Here is a 20,915-nt window from a genome sequence, read left to right as displayed (position 1 = left end):
GCGCACCCGGCCGTGGTCGGTCACGCCGGTCCGGCGGAGCTCACCCGGTCGACAGCTCCGCCACCAGCCGCGTCGTCAGCGGCACCCGGATGCCGTGCCGTTCGGCCGCCCGCAGCAGGGCTCCGCCGATCGCGTCGAGCTCCAGCGGGCGGCCCGCCTCGGCGTCGCGCTGCATGGACGACCTGCTGTCGGCCGGGAACGTGTCATAGCGCGCCAGGACGTCGGCGACCGCCGTCCGGCCTCCGCAGGCCCGGCTGACCGCCACGGTTTCCTCCACCAGGGCCGTCAGCTCGTGCCGCCGCTCGGACCGGACGGCGCCGATGGGCTGCCGGTGGCGGGTGGTGAGCAGGGCGAAGGGGGCCAGGAACGCGAGCTTCCCCCAGAGGACTCGGTCCTCGTCCGGCACGACGCGGGTCGTCACCCGTGCACCCTCGAAGAGTGCGGCGAGCGGCGCCAACGGCTCCGGCCGGCCGGCCAGGTCGATCTCGACGAACGGGCTGCCGTGGTCGATGACGCCCGGCGCGGTGCGGGTCGATTCCACGCGGACCACGGCGGGGACGACGCGCTCGCCCCCGTAGCGCGCCCGGAGGGCCTGCGTGTGCTCGACGCCGTTGAGCAGGGGCACCACCGCGCCGTTCGCCAGCCACTGCGGCGGGAGGCGGTCGAGTGCGGCGTCGAGTGCCGTGTTCTTGACCGTCACCAGGCACAGGTCGACGGGCTCGCGCAGGATGTCGTCGGCCTCCACCGCCGCGGTGAACTCGCCGAACTGCCTGCTGCGGACGCGGATGCCGTCCCGGCGCAGCGGGCCGGCGGTCTCCTCGCGGGCGAGGCAGATCACGCGGTGCCCCGCACGGGAGAGCAGTGCGGCGAGCAGGCCGCCGACTCCTCCGGGGCCGAGCACGGCGATGGTCGGACGGGTCGGGAAGGGGGCGGATTCGATGGTGCGCTGTCCGGATCCGGACATGGCTGGGTTCCTCTCAGCTTGCGGGTCGACACCCGGAATGGGTTGTCGCCCTGGGCCCTGCGTGATCATCTCCGCGGGTCCGCGGCCGAGTCAATGCCTTCGGGGGGCGTCCGTCACGCGTCGTCCGTCCGTACCGCGCCGGACTCCGTCGGCTTCCTGGCGGTGGACACGACCTGCACTATGGAAGGAAGGCGGTGGGTCCACCGTCGGCTCGAACGAGAGTGCTGTTATGGGCATGTCACGGGATGGGGTGCCGCAGCCCGGACACGAGGCTGCCGAGGCGGTGGCCGGGCGCGGCCTGGAGGTGGCAGCGCAGATCCTGCGGTCGGTGCCGGACAGGCTGGGCGCCCACTCCGGCGGTCTCTACCTGCTGTCGGAGGACCAGCAGGTGCTCGAACTGGTCATGACGTTCGGAGCGGCCCGGCAGTTCACCAGGCCGTGGCAGCACATCGGCATGACCGCGCCGATTCCGGTCGTCGAAGCCGTGCGCAGCGGCCAGGCCGTCTGGGTCGGCGGTGCGGAGGAGATGGCCCGACGCTACCCCAGGGTCGCGGTCGCCATGCCGTACGCGTTCGGCCTCGCGGCGGCGCCGCTCGTCACGCGCAGGACCACGTACGGCGCCGTCTTCGGCATCTGGCCCGCCGCCCACCCCGCCGAGCTGTCCCGCCGCGAACGCGACCTGCTCGACGCGCTCGCGCTGCGCCTGGCCGAGCTGCTGGCGGAGGCGGCCAGGGCGGGCCGTCCGATCAGGCCCTCCCCCCGCGCCGCGACGGCGGAGAACCGGTCCGCCGACCCCCTGACCATGGTGGCGGCGCGACTGCCGGAGGGCATCTGCGGCATCGACCTGGACGGCCGGCTGGCGGCGGTCACGCCGGCCGCCGCCGAACTGCTCGGCGCGCCGGTGGAGCGGCTGCTGGGCGTCCGGCCGTGGACGGCGCTGCCCTGGCTGCGCGATCCGGTGTACGAGTACCACTACCGGGCAGCGGTGATCGGCGGGGCTACCACGTCGTTCGTCGCCATGCGGCCGCCGGACCGGTGGCTGTCGTTCCAGCTCTACCCGGACGCCACCGGAGTCACCGCGCGGATCGCCGCCGCCGATGCCTCGCTGTACGAGCACACCGAGGCACCCGCCGAACAGGCGGTGCACACGCGGCCCGGAGCCCTCTACCACCTCCTGCACCTCGCCAGCGCGCTGACCGAGGCCATCAGCGTTCAGGACGTGGTGAGCATGGTCGCCGAGCAGATCCTGCCGGCCTTCGGCGGCCGGGCCGTCGCGGTCCTGATGGCCGAGGGCGGACGGCTGCGCCTCGCCGGTCATCGTGGCTATCCGGCCGGCCTGGTCGACCAGTTCGACGGCACCCGGCTGACGGAGCCCACGCCCGGTGTCCAGGCGTCGACCAACTCCGTGCCGGCCTTCTTCGAGACCCGTGCGGAGCTGGAGCGGCTCTACCCGGACCGCCACGAGACGCAGGACGGGATGTCCGCCTGGGCCTACCTGCCCCTGGTGACCTCGCGCCGGCTGCTCGGCACCTGCGTGATGGCGTTCGACGAACCGCACCGCTTCGACGTCGAGGAGCGCGCCGTCCTCACCGCGCTCGGCGGTCTGATCGCCCAGGCCCTGGACCGTGCCCGGCTGTACGACACCAAGCTCGTGCTCGCCCACGGTCTCCAGGAGAGCCTGCTGCCCCGTGCGCTGCCCGTCGTACGGAACCTGGAGATCAGCGCGCGCTACCTGCCGGCCACCGAGGGCATGGACGTCGGAGGCGACTTCTACGACCTCATCCGGGTGGGGCCCGACACGGTGGCCGTCGTCATCGGTGACGTCCAGGGCCACAACGTCCACGCCGCCGCGCTGATGGGCCAGGTCCGCACCGCCGTCCGTGCCTTCGCCGCGGCCGATGCCGATCCGAGCACCGTGCTCGCGCGCACCAACCGCCTGCTGGCCGACCTGGACACGGCCCTGCTGGCCAGCTGCGCCTACCTCTGCGTCGATCTCGAACGCCGCGAGGCCTGGCTGGCCAATGCCGGGCACCCCGTGCCCCTGCGGTACGGCCCGGACGGCCGGGCGGAGGCACTGGAGTCGCCCGGTGGCATGGTGCTCAACGTCGACCCCGATGCGGAGTACCCGCAGATCCGCATCGACCTGCCGATCGGCACCACCCTGGTCCTGTACACCGACGGCCTCGTCGACAGGCCCGGCACCGACCTCGACCAGGCGATGGCCGGCCTCGTCGACACGCTTGCCCGGCACGGCCGCGAACCGCTGGACCGGCTGGCCGATGCGCTGATCGGCCAGGCCGGGCAGTCGGAGCACCGCACCGACGACATCGCGCTGCTGCTGGTCCGCTCCGTCCCCGGGTGAACGGACGCGGTCCGTCGTCGGATGAACGGACGCGGTCCGCCGCCGGTGAACCGACGGCGGGAGGGACGTGGCGGCGGGCCCGGGTCCGGTCAGATCCGCTCGGCGGACCAGTGGGGGTCGCGGCCGGTGAGGGCCAGCAGGAGCTCCTGGGCGTCGGCACCCGGCAGTGCGGTGAGCGGCGGGTCGAACAGGCCGGTGCCGGCCAGGTCGCGGTAGCCCCGGAACTCCGCGAGCGCGTACCGGGCGGCGCCCTGCGGCATCCGGCCGCTCTCGCCCAGCGCCCGGGCGAGGTCCCAGCTGTGCACGACGGTCTCGGCGGTCAGCTCACGGACGTACCCGCCGACGTCCCGCACCCCGTACGACACGTGCACCAGGAGGTCGGGGGCGCCCGGCCGGCCGAGCGCGCGTACGGCGCTGTCCACGGCCATCTCCCACACGCCGAGCGGGTTTTGGCCCAGGACGTCCCCCTGGAAGCGGCGGCCGATCTGGTCCGGGGTGTAGCCGGCGATCGCCTGGCAGACCCAGAGGTGCTGGGCGGCCAGGTGGTTCACCAGCGTGCGCACCTCCCAGTCACGGCAGGGGGTGGGCGCCGACCACTGGTCCTCGGGAGCGGCCCGGATCAGCCGGGCCACCTCCGCCCCGGCGGCCGCGTAGTGCCGGCGGACCTCCGTGTGGGTCCCGGACGGGTGCGGACATTCCATCGCCGGGCCTCCGTTCCTGCCCTGCTCCCTCCCAGTAAACCGCTACGGGGCGTGACAGGCCAGAGGTGCCGGGCCGGTTTCGACGGCGAGGCCGGACGGCGCAGTCGCGGTGACGCCGGGTGTCCGTCCGGGCCGGGGCGGACGGCTGTCCGCCGCCCGGCCGCCCCCTCGCCACCCGGCACCGTCACGGTCCGTGCCCGGTCCGTGTCCGTGCCCGGTCGGTGCCCGCTCCGAGGGGGCGCGGCGGCCCTCTCGGAGCGGGCCGTCATGGTGACAGGGTGTTCACGGGCCGGGGGCTGCCGCCGGCGTTCCGGCCTTGCCCCCGCCGTGCGCGGCGCCCTGCCGTACCCGGATCACGTACCGAACCCGGATCACGTACCGGCCACCCGGCGGGGCCCTGCCCGCCCAGCCGGGTGGCCGGGCGGGCAGGGCCCCGGGGTGATGCGCGCCCGTGGGCGACGGGTCAGGCCAGCGGGCGGCAGAGCAGCGCGTCCGGGACACCGCCGTGCAGCCAACGCCAGGTCATCGCCACGCCCGCGACGTACTCGCCGGCCGCGCACTGGCCCTTGTAGTACCCGGGCGCCCAGTCGCTGGCGGCCGAGTCGGCGCCGGTGGAGGCCGGCGGACGGTTGTCGCCCCGGTCGAACCAGAGGACCCGGTTCGTGGCGGGCAGTGCACCGCCGGCGGGAGCGCACAGCAGCGCCGCCATCGCGTTGCTGTGGACGCTGTAACCGACGGCGAGGTGGCCGGCCGGGCACTGGAGCTTGTTGTAGCCCGAGGCCCAGTCGCCGTCGGTGACATAGCGCTCGTCGGTCACGGTGACCCAGGCGCCCGGCCCGATGGCGGGCCGGCCGGCGTCGGTGCACAGACCGCGGCTGTCGCTGCGGCCGAGGCCGATCAGGCGCTGCCCGTCGGGGCAGTTGCCCTTGCGGTTGCCGCTGCTCCAGTCGGGCAGGGCGAGCATCCGCCGGGACACGTTCTGGTCGGCGTGGTCGAGGTCGAGCAGGTTCCAGCGCGGCGCCTGCGGCACCCGGCCGGTGTACGAGGGGGCCGTGACCAGCCGGTTCCAGTCGTCGGCGCGCCAGTCGCCCTGGTCCTCGATGCTGAGCCGCCGGCCGGCCCGGTCGTAGTGAAGCAGCGCCCAACTGTCCTGCGGGACACCGTCGTTGTGCCAGCCGACCAACGGCCAGACGGCGAAGTCGGCGTCCCGTGCGGCCAGGATCGCGGTGAAGTGGTCGAGCCAGGCCTGCTCCTTGGCATCGGTCGAGCCGCGTCCGCCCGCGCCGAACTCGCTGATCCAGACGGGAGCGGTGAAGTGCTGTCCGGCGCGGGTGACGAAGAGCGCCTCCTCGTCGACCACCGCGGCCAGCTGTTCGGGCGTCAGATCCTGGTAGCGCGGATCACTGGTCGACCCGGGCCCGCTGCCCGCGCCGGTGTTGGCCGAGCCGGTGTAGCCGTAGAAGTGGGCCGAGTAGACCAGTTTGCCGGAGTCGATCAGGGTGTTGGAGAGCGTGGCGACCGGCTTGAGCATCGGGCGGCCGTGGGGGAGACCGGCCAGCGGGATGCCCTGCCAGTTGATGCCCTCCATGATGATCAGCAGGTCGGGCGCGGCCAGGAGGATCCGGTTGCCCGCCCCCTCGAAGGCGGCGTACTCGTCGTGGCTGTCGCCCATGCCCCAGTTGGGGTTGTCCCAGGTGTCGCGGCGGACCTCGTTGCGCAGGTCGGCACCGACGACGCGCTTGTTGGCCCGGTACCGGTCAACCATGAACAGCCAGTCCTCCTCCCACTGTTGGGTGGACTGGCTGCTGTTCCAGCGCTCGTTGCCGTCCAGGCCGCAGCAGAAGCGGTAGGTGGTGGTGTGGTTGTTGAGGATGACGGCGAACCCGTCGGCGGTGAGGGCCGCCACCACGGCGTCGAAGACCTGGAGCGGGGTGCTGCCGCGCAGTTGCGGATTGGCGGCGACGGCGGCGTCCGGGACGACCGTGGTGTCCCGGATCATCGCGTCCGCGAAGGGCAGCCGGATGCTGTTCAGTCCGAGGCTGTGGAAGCCTGTCATGATCTCGGACAGCGGTGCCCGGTCGAGACCGAGCGGCAGGTTGTACGAGACCTGGCCGGCCTGGTTGTTCGCCGGGTCGGTGGTGGAGCCGCTGCCTTGCCAAGTACCCTGCGCGCCGGACCAGTTGCCGGACATCAGCTTGAACCGGTTGCCGGACGCGTCGACGACGTACCGCCCGCGGGTGCTCAACGGGCCCGTCCAGGAGGCCGCCAGCTGTGCGCCGGTGAGCGCCACCGGGGCGGCTGCCGGCGCGGTGACGAGCGGTGCGGCGGTGGCCGGGGCCGCGGGGGCCGCTCCCGGCGGCACCAGGATCAGTGCTGACAAGGCCGTGGCCACGGACAGCACGCGGAGTGCGAGTCTTCTCATGGTCGTCCCGAACTGGTGAGGGTGATGGACGCCGGTCGCCCCCCGTCGGGCCCCGGCCCGCATGTACACGGTCACCCGGGATCCTGGCACACCCCCGGCCCGCCCGGGAGACCGCTGACCCGCCTGCTTCGCCGGCACCTCCGGCCGCCCGTCCTCGACCTGCCTGGGAAGGCCCGACCCTGGCCGAGATCGTCTGAGAGGGCGATATATGAGCCTTCGCCCGATTCCTCTTTGGACGCCGGGGGCGGCTAGGTGCGTGTTTTCGGGCGCGCCAGGGTGAACAGGCCGGGCTTGCAGCAAAAGGAACTTCGCCGATCCCGGAACGAGTCGCCAAACACCACATAACGCCCTCTGAAAGTCGCGCGGCTTCCGGTTCGGAAGGGCTCAGACCTCCATGCCTGCGTATTCCAGCGACACCTGGAAGTCGGGCCCGTCGACCTGGGCGTGGAAGACGAGCTCCACCCGGATCCTCGCGGACAGCTCGGCGGGGTGTTCGTCGATCCATTCGGGGGCCTCGACGGGGGTCACGAACGAACTGAGGACGATATCCGCATCCACCCGGACCTCGCCCAGAGTGAGTCCGGATTCGAAGGCCTCCACCAGGTGCCACTCCACCGTCAGGAGGTCGGGCTCCAGGTGCTCGATCGTGGCGTCGGACGCACCCGACAGCTCGGGCATGTCCGGTTCGAGGCCCAGCTCTATGACGTCGCCGTGCAGGTCCTCGCAGGCGCTGACCACGGCTTCGCGTAGCGCTTCGTCGAGTGTCCGTGCCCTCGACGCCTCGGGACCGTGAACAGGGATCCGCAGGACGACGACCTCCGATGTCTGGCCGGCGCCGTGGACGGTGGTCACGCCGACATCGCGCGAGATGTCGAACAGCTCGGAGTCCCGTATGCCGTCGGATCGGTCGAGCACGACAGTGACCCTGAGAGGCTCTCTGACGCTGCTGATCATGATCGCGTCGACTGGGCTCAGCCCGCGAAGACTCACGGTGCGAACGTCCACGGGCATGCGGAAGTCACCGTCAGCCTCCTGGACGTAAAGCGTCGTCACGTCGGATTCCGCCCGACGGACGACGAGTTCGGGTTCCAGATTGCGGGTGAGGAAGTCTTCGACCGAGCGCTCCACCATCGCCGACGGCCTCTTCTCGGTCAGCGTGATGACGTGGTTGCTGGTGAGCGTGATCAGCGCCAGGAGGATGCGGTGGATCTCGTTGTAGTACCGCACGGGATACCGGGCCACCAACTGGCCGCGCACGGCATGGCACACCTGGGCGAAGACGTCGCGGAGGTGGGGCTCGACATAGCCCGGCGCTCTCCGGTTGCGGAGCATCGCGAGCGGGCGCCTTGACGCCCCTGAGCCGTGTCGCATCCCGCTGGCCGCGTCCCGGTGCACGCTGGCGGCGACGGTAGGGAAGTCCAGCAGCTCCGGTGCACCCGGTAGTCCCTTCTGCAGTAGGCCGACGAGGTGGTCGGCGAGCAGGAGCGTGTGTTCCGTGTCGTTCACGTCATGGGTGGACAACGCGTAGAAGTCCGACTCCCGGCTGCCGTAACCGAGATGCGTCCCGGCTCTGCTGCTGCCGCACAGGTCCATCAGCAGCACCACTCGCTCGGCCGGCTCTCGGGCGAGAACCGCGTTCAGCCGGGAGAGGGGAAGCCCCACGTTGTCGTCCAGCGCCAGGAGACTGTCGGTGCCGCGCGCCCCACTCGTGACACCGTGCCCGGCGAAGTACACCAGAACGGTGTCATCGGCCCGGTCGCAGGCGGCCCGGAGAGCGTCGAGCACCATCTCGGGTGAGCTCGGGTCGAGCAGGATCTGGCAGCGGTCGGTGCTGAGGTTCCAACTGTTCGACGAGGTCAGAATGGACCGCATGTCCTCCAGTGCCTGTTCGACACCGGGGGGCGTTTGCAACTCCCGGTACCCGGACACGCCGATGAGCAGTGCGGCGCTTCTGGCCGGGTCGGGGAACTCGGGCCCGGCGGATTCGGCCTCCGACAGTTCCTCGGGTGAGAGCGCCGGCTCGGGCGTGCCTGCCCGGGCTTCCCGTCGGCCTCCGTCGAGCACCGCCAGCAGCTCGTCCGAAGCCACCGCGAACGGCTGGACGTCAGGCGGGAGGAGGGCCGGGTCCTCCACCGCGACGGCCGCCAGCCCGCGGCCTGCCTGGGGCCGGTGCGAGGCGGTGTGGCGGGTCAGGGCAGCCTGGACCGTCCAGGCGTCGTGACGGGTGACCAGGCGGGACAGTCGGGTGCGGGCGGCCTCGTGGAAGGTGAGGATGGCCGGGGCGTTCTCCACGACCTGGATGTCGAGGAGGCCGCTCGTGAGCAGCTCGGCCACGTCACCGACGGTGGCCTCCGGCACTGCCGTCTGGCGGACGAGCTGGAGCAGTGGGAGGCTGAGACGGGTGAACGGGCTGCACAGGGCCGCCAGTTGCCTCGCTGCCGGGGAAGCGGTGTGCAGGAAGGCCGCCGTTCGCCGCGCGGCATCGGGGGCAGGCTCGGCATGGTCGGCGAAGGGGGAGTCGAGGACGCCCGAAGCGGGGACGAGCGCGGCATCGTAGCCCGCCGGTGCGCCGCGCATCACGCCGTTGGCCCAGCGGTGGAGTGAGTGCGGGGTGAGGGCGAGGGTCGGCAGCGGCATCCAGCCGGGGTCGGTGCCGAAGAGGGCGCTCACCATCAGTGGTACGTCGTAGGAGAGTTCTGTGTTGTGGGCCGACGGCTTGCGGTTCTGTACCCGGACGGTCGGCAGGTCGAGGCCCGTGGCGCTCCACAGCCTGCCGGGTAGCGGGTTGAGCAGTACCACCGGTGTGCTGGCGCCCCAGGAGCGCAACAGCTGCCAGGACTCCGGCCGGCGCCAGCCGGGGGCCGCGCAGTCGGAGAGGACGAGGATCAGCCGCCGCCCGCCCGGTGCGGTCACCCGGCCACGGGGGACGGCGCGGCCGCGGTCATCCGTGATCGGCGGCTCGTCGTCGACGGTGAGCCGCAGCGACAGGACCCGGCGAAACGCGCCGATGCTCGCCAGCAGGGTGGCGAACTCCTCGATGGTCTCCCGCCACACCTCCATGGTCGGATGGGTGTCGACCAGGACGACGACCTCGAACCACGGCTCCGGTGCGGGACCGAGGACGGGCGCGAGCTCGCCGCCCCGGGCGTATTCACGTACGGTCGCCTCCAGGTCCAGTGCCCGCCGCGCACCGCGCGGGTGGCGGCGCTTGAACGGGCGTAGCGCACGGCCGAGTTCAAGGGCGTGTGGCAGCGCCCGGCCGGCAGCCACCCGCACCGGGCGGCCTGGCGCTGAGGGCCCGGCAGGCAGGTTCTCGTACAGCGGCACGCCGGGGACGGCCTCGGGCGCCGGGTTCGGCCGGGTGTCCGGCGAAGGAACGGCGGTGCTCGGGCGCGTCCCCTCCGGTAGACCGGCCGCGGCGGACGGCAACGGCATACTCGCCGGCTCGCCACCGTCGGTCGTGTCCTCGCCCGAGTTGGCGGCGAGCCAGAGCGCGTCCGCCACCGTGGCGGCGTCCGTGTCCGGTGGCAGGATCCGGCTGAGAGCCGCGACCAGGCCGACGACGCGGTCACCCACCGGAAAGGTCCCGCAGCATCAGGTCCAGTAGCCGGCTTCGCAGTGCCCCGGTGGGCGCGTCCGCGTCGGTGACCAGCCGGACGGCGTTAAGGAGTTGGTCCACCGCCAGGCTGTCCCCGCGGGCGACCCGCTCGGCGAACGCGCTGATGAGCGTGGCTGCTTCGCCCAGCTCGTCGCGTCGGAGCCCCAGATGGGACTCGACGGCCCGGCACAGCGTCTCCTCCGTGGGAGTCGGCATGTCGAAGCGGATGCAGCGGCGTAGGAAAGGCGCGGGGAAGTCCCGCTCGCCGTTGCTGGTCATCACGATGAACGGGAATGTCGTGCACTGCACCAAACCGTCCACGACGGCGTGGGTGGCCTTCGCGTCCCACTCCCGGACGGCCACCTCCCGGGTCGAGTGCCGCGCGAGTTCATGGATCTCGAACCGCCCGCTCTCCAGAACATCAAGGAGGTCGGCGGGCAGGTCGATGTCGCTCTTGTCGATCTCATCGACGAGGAGTGCCCGGGGCCGGTTCCCGGGAAGCAGCGCGGTGCCCAGAGGGCCGAGTTGGAGAAAGGGCGCGATGTCCGCGGGTTCCTCCGAGCGCCCCTGCTGGAGCCGGAGCGCGTGGATGTGCCCGAGCGCGTCGTACCGGCACAGGGCCTCCGGCAGGGTGCTGCGCGAGGTGATGTGCCACCGCAGGACCGGGCCCAGCTTCAGTTCGGCCGCGACCTGCTCGATGACCGTCGACTTTCCCGTGCCGGTGTTGCCGGTGATCAGCAACGGTCGGTGCAGGTAGAGGGCGGCGTTGACGGCGTCGGTGAGGCCCTCCGGCGGAAGGAACGCCCTGTGGGCGCCGTTCCGGGTAAAGCTGCGCCACGGCGGCGGAGGTGCGAGTTCGACGTCCCGTGGCTCGCCGTCGCCTCGGTAGTAGTTGTTCCAGGACATCAGGTGCTCCTCGGGGCGGGGGAGGGGTGCTGCGCGTAGCGGCTGCAGAAGTCGAGCCAATCGCGGTCGTGCCACGCCGAGCGGACGTCGGCCAGGTCGTCGAGGTGGCCATCGGTCTCCGGGTCTCGGTCGCCGGGGCCGTGCCAGCGACGGCGGTAGGCGTCGCTGAAGCCGTCGGGCAGGGTTTCCCAGAGGTGGGCCAGGCAGGGCCACTCGGTGCGGGAGTGGTCGGCGTCCGCGCTCGGCCAGAACAGGATCGGGGTGTACGGCAGCAACGTCGTGACGAGGTCCTGAAGGTGGGGTGGGTGGTGGCCGATCCCGATCGCCCGCTGGTACGCGCCCCTCTGTAAGGCGCGCAGAAGTTGCGGCGTGCCGGTCCCGCCCAGGTCCACCCAGTCGACCGGTGCGCCTTGGTCGAGGGAGGCGTTGTCCATCTTCTCCAGCAGGGCACGGGCGTGTTCGTTCATGCCGCGGATGTAGCCCGGCACGACGAGCCGTCCGGCCCAGCGGAGGGTCACGGTGCGAGTGGCACCCAGGACGAACATGCCGACCATGGTCTGTTCTGGATGCCAGTCGAGCAGGACGGGCGCGGGAACGACGATGTCGACGTGTGTCACCTGAGCCTCCCCGGGAAGTCGGTCCTCGGCCCAGGCGACTACCTCGGGCAGTGCCTTCTCCACACCGTGCCGGTCCGGCACGCAGGGGAAGTGCTGGTGGTGGACGCAGTCGGGCCCGTTACGCAGGCAGGCGGAGAGGGAATCAGGCCAGTCGACCCGGGCGGCGTGCAGGCTGACCACTAGCCGGAGCGCCCGGCCGTGCGAACGGTGTGCCTCGTGCATCGCGCGGGCGTCGTTGAGCGCGATCTCGGCGCCGGTCTGCTCGGCCCAGTGCCTCACCCTGGCATCCGACGGGTCGAACCCGCACGCCTCCGCCGCTGCGACCACGTACCAGGCCAGCGCGAGGTGCATGCTCTGCTGGCTGTCCGTCAGCGTCGCTCGCAGGGCGGCGTGTTCGAGGAGGTACTGGAGCAGCGGTCTGCCGGCGAGCGGTGCGGGCGGTCGGACCGGCCGAGGGAGGCGGTCGGCCCATTGGCGGTTGAAGTCGGCGGCCAGGCGGCGGAGCAGCGGCGTGTTCAAGGCAGGACCGGCCGACTCGAGAATGAGGCGGCCGGTGTCCATGGCAGCGACCACGCCCGCGGCGACCTCAACGGCCCACCCCGCGCCGGAGCCGGCGGCCTGTGCGGCCAGCTCGACCAGGCCCTGACGAGTCCAGACGGCCGGTGCGGCGGGGGCGTCAGGCCAATTCCGGAGGACCCTGGCGAGGTGGTCGGTGCCGATCCGGCCGATGGCCGCGCTCGGCCGCCATGCGGGGCGCTGCCTGTTCAGCGCGAGCCACAGCGGTCCGTCGGCGTCGGAGTCCCCGTCGAACTCGAACGCCTTGACGTTCTGCTGTTTCAGCCTCCCTGCTACAGGTAGCTTCACCACTCCGGTGCGCAGGAACTCGCCCTCCCCCGGAATGCCCTGGGTCAGTGTGGCGACGAGCTCCCGGGTGAAACTCAGGCCGTACGCCTCCTGCCGGGCGCCGCACGCCGCCAGCACGGCGATTCGCTTGCCTCCGGTGTTGAAGCCCCCGATCAGCGCGCTGATGTCGGGCATCGCGGCTTCGGCGTGGCAGGTGTCGATCACCGCGATGACTCCGGCCACCCCCTTGCAGTCCGCCGCCATCTCGAGCAGGGCCGGCACGTCGACGGAACTGTCGGTCTCGTCGGCCTCGCTGTCCGCGGCCATGTACCAGAGCCGCGTCCCGTTCGAGGGCGCCTGGCCGTGGCCCAGGAAGGCGAGGACGAGCGTCGCCCCGGCCTGGCCGGCCGCGCGGACGGCTGCGCGGACGGCCTCGTCGATCTCGTGTCGGCCCACCGATCCCGACCGCAGGCGGGTGGCTTCGGCCGCGGGGCTGGGCAGGCAGCCCCCGATCGCCGGGTCGGTGAGCGCCCTGAACAGATCGTCGGCCGCCGACTCCAGCTGCGGCAGCTTTTCCCCCGCCGCGTCCGACTGGGTGGCTATCAGCAGGACATGGCGGGCCGGGGGCTGCCACGCCTCGCTCATGACCGCGCGGTCCAGGCTGCCAGCGTCTCCATCACGGGCTTCGCGATCTCTTGGCGCCTCAGGTAGGTCGTTGCGTTGTGGGACCAGAACAAGGCCGACTCCAGCCGATCGGGAACCGGCTGCACACCCGCGGTGTTGGGCGCGACGACGTCGGCCAGCCTGCGCTTCGGGACGATGACGTCGTCACCGTCCCGGAAGTCGAGCCAGGCGGCGACCGACTCGGGAGTGGCGGGGGGACGGGGGCGCAGCAGAGGCCAGATGAGGCCTCGCATGGCGATCGGGGAGCCGACCGTGACGAACAGTTCGACCGGGCCCCGAAATTCGGCCAGCGCCTCCAGTGCCACGACGGTGCCCAGTGAATGGGCCACCACGATCGTGGGCCTTCCCGGAACGAGACAGTCGAGCACCCGCTCACGAATCCGCTGGTCCAGCGTTCTGCCGGACTCGTCCGACTCGGCCCGTCGCAGGTAGCGGCCCGGCTGGGAGAGAATCCCGAGGAGTTCGCGCTGGCTCAGCTTCCGGGCACCCCAGCTCAGCCCGGGGACGGAGGCTACTGCGGCGAGCAAGCTGCTGAGGTGCCGGCCGGCATTTCCGATGCCCTGTGCCTCGCCGTCCGGCCGCACCTGAGCGCGGATCCGGGCCAGGCGCCGGTTGTCGCGGTGTTCGGGTAGGGCGGCCAGCTCGCGGAGGAACTCCTCCAGCAGGCCGAGAACGATGTCCGTCTGATCCTCGTCCAACCCCTCCGCTCCGGCCGACCCCTGGGCCTGTCGGTCCGAGGCGAACAGGTCCCCGTAGTAGGCGAACGAGCAGTCGGCTGACCACTCCGCGGTCAAAGCGGAGATCTCTGAGGCGTACCCGGACTCCCGCGCGCCCTCGGCCAGCGCCCTCTTCCAGTCGGTGAGTTCCGCCTGCGCGTCGCGCCGGCCGCCGATCCCGTGCACAAAGACCAGCTTCGGCTTCACACGCTCGATCGCCATGGTCCGTTCCCCCGCTCCACCAACGCGTCACCCCACCGGCACCGACTTCCCCGTCCGCGCGCAGCGCTGCCCCTGCGTGCCGGAGACGGCGGAAAAGAACGGTACCAACAGCACGGGTTCTGTGAGGAACCGACGAGGCATGTCCCGTCCGAAGGGCTCCGGCCACCGGCACCTCCCGGAGTGCCGATGCGTGCCCGCCGGTCCGCTCGTGCTCAGGCCGAGCGGCGGTAGTAGGTGACGGTGACTCTGACCGGGCCGTCGTCCGGGGCGGTGGTGAGTGCATGGACGACGGCGACGTCCCGGCCGCCCGGGCCGCGGACGCAGAAGCTCCGGTCCGGGCGCAGGGCGTTGAAGGGCAGGGTGGAGGCGGGCCGGGTCTCGACGCCCTTGATGCAGTCGGGGAGGGTGAGGCCGCCGGCCGGCGCGATGTAGGCGTCGCTGTCCTCCGGGATGTAGAACTCGCCTGCGTGGCGGCCCACGTACCAGGTGGAGGTGTCCTGGGCCGCCACCTTCCCGGCCTTGAGGTCGAACTCGTAGGAGTGATCGGGCGAGGTGAGCTCGAGGTCGGTGTAGACGGCGGTGAAGCCGGGGAGGGTGGTGGCCGGCGCGGTCGGGGTCGCGGTCGGGGGCGCGGACGGCGACGGGGTGGAGGTGGTGCCGGCAGACGGGGCGGGGCCGCCGGTGGCGGCGACGTTCTGGTCGTCGAGATTGTCGAGGTACTCGGGATCGAGCAGGAGGAAGGCTCCGGCGGCGCCGACAAGGAGCGCGGCGGTCGTCAGGAGGGCGGTGCGGGCCCCCCGGCGCGCGGTGGCGGCCCTGCGTCGGCGGGGTGCCGGCTCCAGCCGGGTGGCCGGCGGGGCGGGGAGGACACGCGCGGTCGGGGCGTCGGCCGCGACCCGGGCCCGGTCGAGGGCGGTGGCGGGCGGGGGAGGAGTGGTCGGCAGGTCGGTGTGGCGGTGGATCTCGGTGCTGACCTGCTGGGGCAGCCAGTCGTCGGCGAAGCGGAGTTCGCCGCCGGTGGCGGGGTGGTTGCGGGCGGCCGCGATGAGGTGCGCGGTGGCCGGCCGGTCCGCGGGGTTCTTGGCCAGGCAGAGCCGGACCAGCTCGTGCAGTCCGGCCGGCAGGCCGGAGAGGTCCGGCTCCTCGTGCACCGCCCGGTAGAGCGAGGCGGGCTCGGGCCCGTCACCGAAGGGCGGCGTGCCGGAGCCGACGTGGGCGATCAGGGCGCCCAGCGCGAAGACGTCGGTGGCCGGGGTGACGGACAGTCCGAGGGCCTGCTCGGGGGCCATGAAGCCCGGCGAGCCGATGCGTAGGCCGGTGCCGGTGAGCGCGCCGGCGTCGGCGGCACGGGCGATGCCGAAGTCGATGACGCGAGGGCCGTCGGCGGCGATCAGGACGTTGCCGGGCTTGAGGTCGCGGTGGACGACGCCCGCGGCGTGGATCGCCTGCAGGGCCTCGGCGATGCCGGCCAGGAGCAGCAGGACGGTCCGCTCGGGCAGGGGGCCGTGGCGGTGGACGACCTGCTGGAGGGAGGGGCCGGGTACGTAGGTGGTGGCCAGCCAGGGAGTGGCGGCGTCGCTGCCCGCATCGACCACCTGGGCGGTGTAGAGGCCGTGGATGCGCCGGGCACTGGCGACCTCCTGGGCGAAGCGGTACCGGAACTCGGGATCCCCGGCGAGTTCGGGCCGGACGACCTTGAGTGCGACCGGGCGTCCGCCGGGGGTGTAGGCGAGGTAGACGCGGCCCATGCCGCCCGCGCCCAGCCGTGCGCAGAGGCGGTAGCCGCCGACCTCACGGGGGTCGTCGGAGGACAGCGCCTGGAAGGCCGTGGGCGACGGGGCGCCGAAGGGCTCTGCGGTCATGCTGGCTCCCAGCGGGTCGAGCGGGTGGGGCGGGCGGGCACGGGCCGCCCGTGGTGGATGGGCCGGACGGCCGGCGGATCCGCGAACGCGGTGTCCGGCGGGACGGGGTTCGGCACCAGCGTTCGGCACCGGGGTTCGGGTCGTCGGGGCCCATGTGTGCGCCGGCGTTCCGGATCGGACCGGATCATACCCCGGACTGTAATTTCAGTCAGGGTCGGACCGGTGCGTCCGGTCGGGCGGCCGTCCGGGTAGGGTGATCGCTTGTGGCTGACCGTCGAACCCTGATCATGGAAGCGGCCGCGCGGGTCATTGCCCGGCGCGGCGTCCGCGGGCTGCGCGTGGAGGAGCTGGCAGCCGAGGCGGGCGTGTCCACCGCGCTGATCTACTACCACTTCAAGGACCGCACCGGGATCCTCCGGGCGACCCTGGAGTTCATCAACGACCGGGCCGAGCGGTACACGACCGAGCGCGCCGCGGAGGCACCGCCCCTGGATGCCCGGGGCGAGCTGGAGCAGACACTGCTGCTGGAGTTCCAGGACACCCCCCAGGTGCGGGAGAACAGCACGGCCTGGGGGGAGCTGCGGGCGAGCGCGGTGTTCGACCCCGACCTCCGGGAGGACCTCGCCCGCGCGACGCTGGTCTGGGTCCAGGAGATCGCCGAACTGCTCGGCAAGGTCCGGCCGATGAGCGGGGCGGCGGCGCTGGCCGCCTCCGCGGAGCGGCTGACCGCACTGCTGGAGGGGCTGAGCGTCCGGTGGCTCAGTGGCAGCGTGCCGCTGGCGCATGCGCGCGAGCTGATGGCCGGCGCGATCGACAGCGAGTTGGAGCACCTGCGCGGGTAGCGCGAGCAGGGCGAACGACGGCGGGCCCCGGGGTATCCCGGGGCCCGCCGCCTTTTGCCGGGTCCCCGCCTTTTGCCGGCCCCCGCTTTCGCAGGGACGCCCGCCCCTTTCCCAGGGCGCGCCGCCCTTCGCCGGGTGGCCCGCCACCTCCACACCCGCCATCTCCACGCCCGGCGCGCCTTGACTGAATTTTCAGTCAGTGCGAGAGTGTGAGCACGGCACCGCACGACGCCTCCGTGAAGCCGTGCCACGCCGCCACCCTGCCCCGCAGGGCCGCGGGCGACGCACCGCTCGCAGGCGGCGCAGCACGAGGCCACCGCACCGTACCGACGGGCCGCCCGTTCCGCGGACACCGTCCCCTCCGGGACAGCGTCCGCGCCGCGCCCGGTACGGACCGGTGGGCAATACTTGACTTGGAGATCCGCATGAGCGACCCCTACCGCGACGACCGCTCCCTGTTCGGCCGGCTCTTCGGCGGCGAGCCCTCCCGCAGGTCGGTGCTGGGCGCCGCCGCGGGCCTGGGGGCGGCGGGGATCGCCGCAGGCGCGGCGCCCGCCTCCGCCCGGTCCGCGGGCCCGGCCGACGGCGCGCTCCCGCGCTGGTGGGTGGAGCGCGACGACGTGCCGCACGCCCGGACCTGGATGTCCTGGCCCTCCCGGAAGTCCATCTGGGGCCGGCAGCTGGCGGGCGTCCAGCAGGACATCGCCCTGATCGCCCGGACCATCGCCTGCTACGAGCCGGTGGTCCTGTGCGCCCCGGACGACTACAGCGTGCGGGAGGCCCGGTCGCTCTGCGGCCCCACCGTCGAGGTGATCGGTTCGATCCCCACCGACGACCTCTGGATGCGGGACATCGCCCCGCTGTTCCGCCGGGACGCCCGGGGAGGCCTCGACGCCGTCAGCCTCAACTTCAACGGCTGGGGCAACAAGCAGACCCACCGCGACGACGCCGAGGTCGCGGGTTACGTCGCCGACCGGGCCCGGCTCCGGTTCAGCCGGGCGGACTTCGTCGGCGAGGGCGGATCGGTCGAGACGGACGGTGACGGCACCCTGATGGCCACCGAGAGCAGCCTGGTCAACAAGAACCGCAACCGGGGCATGAGCCGCGACGAGATCGAGCACGAGGTGCTCCACGTCTACGGCGCGGACAAGATGATCTGGGTCCCCGGCATCAAGGGCAAGGACATCTCGGACGACCACATCGACGTCACCTCCCGGTTCGTCCGGCCCGGCGTGGTGATGGTGCAGCTTCCGCCCGAGGACCGCAACGACGTCTGGGCCCGTGACGCCCGCCAGCAGTTCGACATCCTGTCCCGGGCCACCGACGCCAGGGGCCGCCGGCTCCGGGTGATCCGCGTGGACGGCCCCGACACCGTGCGGTCGAGGGACTCGAAGTTCGTCGACTCCTACCTCAACTTCCACGTGGTCAACGGCGCCGTGATCGCGGCCCAGTTCGGCGACCGGGTGAAGGACGAGGCCGCTCGGCGCACCCTCGCGGCGGCCTTCCCCGGCCGGGAGGTGGTCCAGCTCGACGTCGACCGCCTGATGGCCGGGGGCGGCGGCATCCACTGCTCCACGATGCAGCAGCCGCTGCCGTAGCTCCGGCGCGCAGCCGCCGGGCCGCAGCCCGGGACGCAGCCGGGGCCGTGCCCCGCACCACCACCCTCCTTCCTCCTCCCGCCGGAGTGCTCCGTGTCAGACCTCACCTCCTCCCGTCCCTCCCCGTCCCGCCGGACGGTGCTGCGTGCCGTGGCCGGGGCCGGCCTGCTGACCCTGGGGGCCGTCGCCTGCGCCCCGTCGGACGAGGGGGAGGAGGCCCCGGCCACACCCGACGCCTCCCGGCCGCCGGCGCCCGGCCCGACGGGTGCTCCGGGTGCTCCGGGGGCGACACCCGGGCGCCGGTTCGGCGCCGAGTGGGAGAGCCACGCCCGCACCTTCATGGCCTGGCCGGCGTCCACCGGCATCTGGGCCGACCAACTGCCCGACGTCCGCGCGGACATCGCGCGGCTGGCCCGCGCCGTCGCGGGCCACGAGCCGGTGGTGATGTTCGCCCGCCCCGCCCAGGCGGACGCGGCGCAGAACGCGTGCGGCAAGGACGTCGAGGTCGTCCCGCTGCCCGTCGACGACCTGTGGGCCCGGGACACCGTCCCGGTCTTCGTCGAGGAGGGAGGCACGCTCAAGGGCGTCGACTTCAACTTCAGCGGCTGGGGCAACAAGCAGAAGGAGCACGGAAACGACACCGCGCTGGCGGCCGCGGCCCTCGGCAAGTACGGGATCGAGCGGATCCGCACGCCGGTGGTCGCGGAGGGCGGCTCCTTCGAAACCGACGGCCAGGGCACGCTGCTGGTCACCGAGAGCTCGGTGGTCAACGAGCGGCGCAACCCGGGCAGGAGCCGGGACGAGATCGAGGCCGAGCTCAAGAAGGTCCTGGGTGTGACCAAGGTGATCTGGTTCGCCGGCGTGCGTGACCAGGACATCACCGACGCGCACGTGGACTGCCTGGTGCGGTTCGCGGCCCCCGGGGTCGTCCTGCTGGACCAGCCCTTCCCCGGTGCGCCCGCCGACGTCTGGTCGCGCTCCGCCGCGCAGGCGCGCGAAGTCCTCAAGAGCGCCACCGACGCCCACGGCAAGCCGCTGCAGGTGATCGACCTGCCGCAGCCCGACCCGGACCGGATCACCGGGCGCGGCGACGCGTTCGTCTCCTCGTACATCAACTTCTACGTCGCCAACGGTTCGCTGTTCCTCCCGCGATTCGGGGACGCCAAGGCCGACGACCGCGCCCAGCAGATCGTGCGCGACCACTTCCCCGGCCGGGAGATCGTGCCGGTGAAGATCGACAACATCGCCTCCGGCGGCGGCGGGATCCACTGCTCGACCCACGACCAGCCGGGCGGTCCGGCCGAGGGCTGACCCGCGCCCACCCCCCGCCCAGGTACCACCCCCGCAGAACCGGCCCCGCACCGACGCCACCGACGTGCCGGGGCTGGTTCCCGCGCGCATCCGCTCCCACCCACGAGGAGGCACCATGCGACTGACCCCGACCGAGCGGGACCGGCTGCTGATCTTCACAGCGGCCGAGCTGGCCCGTGCCCGCCGGGCCCGCGGCGTGAAACTGAACATCCCCGAGGCGCACGCGCTGATCGCGGACACCGTCTGCGAGGCCGCCCGCGACGGCCGGCGCCTCGCCGAGGCCGTCGAGGCCGGACGCTCCGTCCTCACCGCCGCCGACGTGCTGCCCGGTGTGGCGGACGTGGTGACCACGCTTCAGGTGGAGGCCGTCTTCGAGGACGGGACGCGACTCTGCGTCATCGACGATCCGTTCCGGGCCGGCGGCTCCCTGGGCGCCGAGACCCCCGGCGCGGCGCTCGCCGGCGACGGCGCGGGCTACCGGCCGGCCGAGGCGGCACTGCGGCTGCCGGTGCGCAACACGGCGACGGTGCCGGTCTCGGTCACCTCGCACTTCCACTTCTTCGAGGTCAACCCGCGGCTCGCCTTCGACCGGGCCGCCGCCTACGGCGCCCACCTGGCGGTGCCGGCCGGCTCCTCGGTGCGCTTCGACCCGGGGGCCACCGTGGAGGTCGGGCTGGTGCCGATCGGCGGCGAGCGGGTCGTCATCGGCTTCGCCGGGCTGGTGGACGGCCCGCTGGACGCGCCCGGCGTCAAGGAGGCCGCGCTGGCCAAGGCCCGCGCGACCGGCTATCTCACGAACTGGCAGGAGCAGGCATGAGCGAGCGATGGGGGTGCCCACGGCCGAAGGCCGGGGGAGAGCGAATCGGTCAAGGGCGCGCGTTTCGCGAAGCGGCCGTCGACTGCGGCGAGGCGGGCGCATGAGCGGCAGTGTCTTCGACGCGGCGGGCTGCCACGGCCGTCCGGGCGGTGTGGTGGCGACCGGTATCGACCCGCACGACTACATCGCCGTGCACGGGCCCCGGGCCGGGGACCGGATCCGGCTGGGCGACTCCGGCCTGATCGTCCGGGTGGAGTCCGACGCGCAGGCGCCCGGGGACGAGTTCCTGGCCGGCTTCGGCAAGACCGCCCGCGACGGGATGCTCCTGCGGGCCGCGGCCGTCCGCGACACCTGTGACGTGGTGATCAGCAACGTGCTGGTGATCGACGCGGTGCTCGGCATCCGGAAGACCAGTATCGGTATCCGTGAGGGCCGGATCGCCTCGATCGG

General features: G+C 72.8%; 13 protein-coding genes and 1 pseudogene. 6 read left to right on the top strand and 8 right to left on the bottom strand.

Annotated elements, in window-relative coordinates; genetic code table 11:
- Positions 1-40: 40 nt before the first annotated feature.
- Positions 41-964 carry a ketopantoate reductase family protein gene (locus ACZ5WK_RS37185; RefSeq protein WP_465554483.1) on the bottom strand — a complete coding sequence of 308 codons (924 nt, stop codon included), beginning with the start codon at positions 962-964 and terminating at the stop codon, positions 41-43.
- A gap of 235 nt (positions 965-1,199) precedes the next feature.
- Here ACZ5WK_RS37185 and ACZ5WK_RS37180 point away from each other — a divergent pair, with 235 nt between their 5' ends.
- On the top strand, positions 1,200-3,326 hold the full coding sequence (locus ACZ5WK_RS37180) for a SpoIIE family protein phosphatase (RefSeq protein WP_465554481.1): 2,127 nt from the start codon (positions 1,200-1,202) through the stop codon (positions 3,324-3,326).
- Positions 3,327-3,415: 89 nt separating this feature from the next.
- Here the strand turns inward: ACZ5WK_RS37180 and ACZ5WK_RS37175 are convergent, their stop codons facing one another.
- From ACZ5WK_RS37175 to ACZ5WK_RS37145, 7 genes are all read right to left on the bottom strand, one after another.
- Positions 3,416-4,027, bottom strand: a complete 612-nt coding sequence (locus tag ACZ5WK_RS37175) for a TIGR03086 family metal-binding protein (RefSeq protein WP_465554479.1) — start codon at positions 4,025-4,027, stop codon at positions 3,416-3,418.
- Between the two features lie 463 nt (positions 4,028-4,490).
- Entirely contained in the window at positions 4,491-6,449 is a 1,959-nt protein-coding gene (locus ACZ5WK_RS37170; protein ID WP_465554477.1) for a glycoside hydrolase family 5 protein, read from the bottom strand.
- Between the two features lie 384 nt (positions 6,450-6,833).
- A complete protein-coding gene (locus ACZ5WK_RS37165; RefSeq protein WP_465554475.1) occupies positions 6,834-10,025 on the bottom strand; it encodes an SAV_2336 N-terminal domain-related protein in 3,192 nt (1,063 codons plus the stop codon).
- Positions 10,018-10,953 (bottom strand): AAA family ATPase, encoded by a 936-nt coding sequence (locus ACZ5WK_RS37160; RefSeq protein ID WP_465554473.1) that lies wholly within the window; start codon positions 10,951-10,953, stop codon positions 10,018-10,020. The genes ACZ5WK_RS37165 and ACZ5WK_RS37160 overlap by 8 nt, the downstream gene beginning before the upstream one ends.
- Positions 10,953-13,058 (bottom strand): vWA-MoxR associated conflict system protein, encoded by a 2,106-nt coding sequence (locus ACZ5WK_RS37155; protein WP_465554471.1) that lies wholly within the window; start codon positions 13,056-13,058, stop codon positions 10,953-10,955. Before ACZ5WK_RS37155 ends, ACZ5WK_RS37160 begins: the two co-directional genes overlap by 1 nt.
- Positions 13,055-14,035: an alpha/beta fold hydrolase gene (locus tag ACZ5WK_RS37150; RefSeq protein ID WP_465554469.1), complete on the bottom strand. Its 981-nt coding sequence runs from the start codon at positions 14,033-14,035 to the stop codon at positions 13,055-13,057. The genes ACZ5WK_RS37155 and ACZ5WK_RS37150 overlap by 4 nt, the downstream gene beginning before the upstream one ends.
- Before the next feature lie 212 nt (positions 14,036-14,247).
- Positions 14,248-15,897, bottom strand: a complete 1,650-nt coding sequence (locus tag ACZ5WK_RS37145) for a serine/threonine-protein kinase (RefSeq protein WP_465554467.1) — start codon at positions 15,895-15,897, stop codon at positions 14,248-14,250.
- A gap of 287 nt (positions 15,898-16,184) precedes the next feature.
- Between ACZ5WK_RS37145 and ACZ5WK_RS37140 the strand changes: the two genes are divergently transcribed.
- From ACZ5WK_RS37140 to ACZ5WK_RS37120, 5 genes and pseudogenes are all read left to right on the top strand, one after another.
- Positions 16,185-16,739, top strand: a complete 555-nt coding sequence (locus tag ACZ5WK_RS37140; RefSeq protein WP_465554519.1) for a TetR/AcrR family transcriptional regulator — start codon at positions 16,185-16,187, stop codon at positions 16,737-16,739.
- A gap of 425 nt (positions 16,740-17,164) precedes the next feature.
- Positions 17,165-18,337 (top strand): agmatine deiminase family protein, encoded by a 1,173-nt coding sequence (locus tag ACZ5WK_RS37135; RefSeq protein WP_465554465.1) that lies wholly within the window; start codon positions 17,165-17,167, stop codon positions 18,335-18,337.
- Between the two features lie 93 nt (positions 18,338-18,430).
- Complete coding sequence (locus ACZ5WK_RS37130) at positions 18,431-19,648, top strand: agmatine deiminase family protein (protein WP_465554463.1); 1,218 nt, start codon at positions 18,431-18,433, stop codon at positions 19,646-19,648.
- Between the two features lie 115 nt (positions 19,649-19,763).
- Positions 19,764-20,465, top strand: coding sequence for an urease subunit gamma (gene ureA, locus ACZ5WK_RS37125; RefSeq protein ID WP_465554461.1), 702 nt, complete (start codon positions 19,764-19,766; stop codon positions 20,463-20,465).
- Between the two features lie 100 nt (positions 20,466-20,565).
- Positions 20,566-20,915: pseudogene (locus ACZ5WK_RS37120) on the top strand (hypothetical protein); the annotation flags it as partial.

This window comes from Kitasatospora sp. NPDC032757, assembly GCF_055579305.1.
Note: the sequence above shows the minus strand (reverse complement) of the source record. Positions and strands in the feature narration are given on the sequence as shown.

Coding starts and splice junctions, on each gene's coding strand:
- ACZ5WK_RS37160 (WP_465554473.1), bottom strand. CDS start 10,953: ATGTCCTGGAACAACTACTACCGAGGCGACGGCGAGCCACGGGACGTC.
- ACZ5WK_RS37135 (WP_465554465.1), top strand. CDS start 17,165: ATGAGCGACCCCTACCGCGACGACCGCTCCCTGTTCGGCCGGCTCTTC.
- ACZ5WK_RS37170 (WP_465554477.1), bottom strand. CDS start 6,449: ATGAGAAGACTCGCACTCCGCGTGCTGTCCGTGGCCACGGCCTTGTCA.
- ACZ5WK_RS37145 (WP_465554467.1), bottom strand. CDS start 15,897: ATGACCGCAGAGCCCTTCGGCGCCCCGTCGCCCACGGCCTTCCAGGCG.
- ACZ5WK_RS37175 (WP_465554479.1), bottom strand. CDS start 4,027: ATGGAATGTCCGCACCCGTCCGGGACCCACACGGAGGTCCGCCGGCAC.
- ACZ5WK_RS37140 (WP_465554519.1), top strand. CDS start 16,185: ATGGAAGCGGCCGCGCGGGTCATTGCCCGGCGCGGCGTCCGCGGGCTG.
- ACZ5WK_RS37180 (WP_465554481.1), top strand. CDS start 1,200: ATGTCACGGGATGGGGTGCCGCAGCCCGGACACGAGGCTGCCGAGGCG.
- ACZ5WK_RS37150 (WP_465554469.1), bottom strand. CDS start 14,035: ATGGCGATCGAGCGTGTGAAGCCGAAGCTGGTCTTTGTGCACGGGATC.
- ureA (WP_465554461.1), top strand. CDS start 19,764: ATGCGACTGACCCCGACCGAGCGGGACCGGCTGCTGATCTTCACAGCG.
- ACZ5WK_RS37155 (WP_465554471.1), bottom strand. CDS start 13,058: ATGAGCGAGGCGTGGCAGCCCCCGGCCCGCCATGTCCTGCTGATAGCC.
- ACZ5WK_RS37185 (WP_465554483.1), bottom strand. CDS start 964: ATGTCCGGATCCGGACAGCGCACCATCGAATCCGCCCCCTTCCCGACC.